Below are 1,381 nucleotides of genomic sequence, written 5' to 3' on the forward strand. Positions count from 1 at the left end.
CGGGAGTGTCCGATTAACGGTGGATCCGACCTTGATGTCGGTTAGTTACCGTTCAGGGTGATGCGTCCTTCGAAGGTGATCGCAAACGCATTGAGCGCGGGCTTCCACCTCATTGCCCATCGTGCCTTACCTTTCCCTGTCGGGTCCAGAGCACGCGTGGCCAAGTACAAGCATTTGAGCGCCGCCTGCTCAGTCGGGAAGTGCCCACGCGCCCGTACTGCGCGCCTGTAGCGAGCGTTGACAGACTCGATCGCGTTCGTCGAGCAGATGACGCGCCTGATCTCGACGTCGTAGTCCAGGAACGGAACGAACTCACTCCACGCGTTGTCCCACATCTTGATAATCGCTGGATACTGCTGCCCCCATTTCTGCGTGAACTCAGCGAATCGTTCCCTGGCCGCAAACTCCGACGGAGCGGTGTAGACAGGTTTGAGATCACGCGCCATCGCATCCCAATATTTACGAGAGGCAAAGCGAAAAGTGTTGCGTATCAGATGAATAATGCACGTCTGCACCACAGCGAGTTCCCAGACGGTGTTGATCGCTTCAGGCAATCCTTTGAGTCCGTCGCACACAACGATGCAGACGTCCGCCACACCACGGTTCTTGATCTCGGTCAGGACCGAGAGCCAGAACTTTGCGCCCTCTCCGCCCTCGCCGGCCCAGATCCCGAGGATGTCGCGTTCGCCATTGACGGTGACGCCGATCGCGACATACATCGGCCGGTTGGTGACCTGCCCATCGCGAACCTTCACGTGCACCGCATCGATGAACATCACCGGATACACCCGATCAAGTGGCCGGTTCTGCCACTCCGTCATTTCCCCGACGACCTTGTCGGTGATCCGCGAGATCGTGTCCTTCGACACCGACGCTCCGTAAATATCTTGAAAGTGCGCGGATATCTCGCCGGTCGTCAAACCCTTTGCCGTCAATGACAATACGATCTCATCGATACCCGTCAAGCGTCGCTGACGCTTCTTAACAATCTGCGGGTCGAACGAAGAATCGACGTCGCGTGGCACTTCGATCTCCACCGGCCCGATCTCAGTGAGCACCGTCTTCGAACGGGTACCGTTCCTCGAGTTGCCGCTGCCGCGGCCGGCGGCATCGTGCTTCTCGTAGCCCAGGTGCTCGGTCATCTCCGCGTCTAACGCGGTCTCTAGGACGTTTTTGGTGAGTTGATTGAGGAGTCCGTTCGGGCCCATCAACTCCACGCCCTGCTCCTTGGCCTGAGCCAGGAGCTGCTCGGCCAACTGCTTCTGATCCACCTCAGTCTCTGCCATGGGATCAAGTGTTTCGGTCATCGTCGATCCTTCCCGCCAAGCTCAGCTCGGCGTGTTGAATCAAGGACCGGATCCACCGTTATTCAGACAGTCCC

Annotated in this window: 1 protein-coding gene; it reads right to left on the reverse strand. The window is 58.3% G+C overall.

What is annotated here, in order from left to right; translation table 11 throughout:
- Positions 1–41 precede the first annotated feature (41 nt).
- Entirely contained in the window at positions 42–1,307 is a 1,266-nt protein-coding gene (locus tag ABTX60_RS43135) for an IS256 family transposase (RefSeq protein ID WP_003943361.1), read from the reverse strand.
- Positions 1,308–1,381: the final 74 nt, after the last annotated feature.

This window comes from Streptomyces sp. NPDC126510 (assembly GCF_040302345.1).
In the GTDB taxonomy this organism is placed as follows: domain Bacteria; phylum Actinomycetota; class Actinomycetes; order Streptomycetales; family Streptomycetaceae; genus Streptomyces.

Coding starts and splice junctions, on each gene's coding strand:
- ABTX60_RS43135 (WP_003943361.1), bottom strand. CDS start 1,307: ATGACCGAAACACTTGATCCCATGGCAGAGACTGAGGTGGATCAGAAG.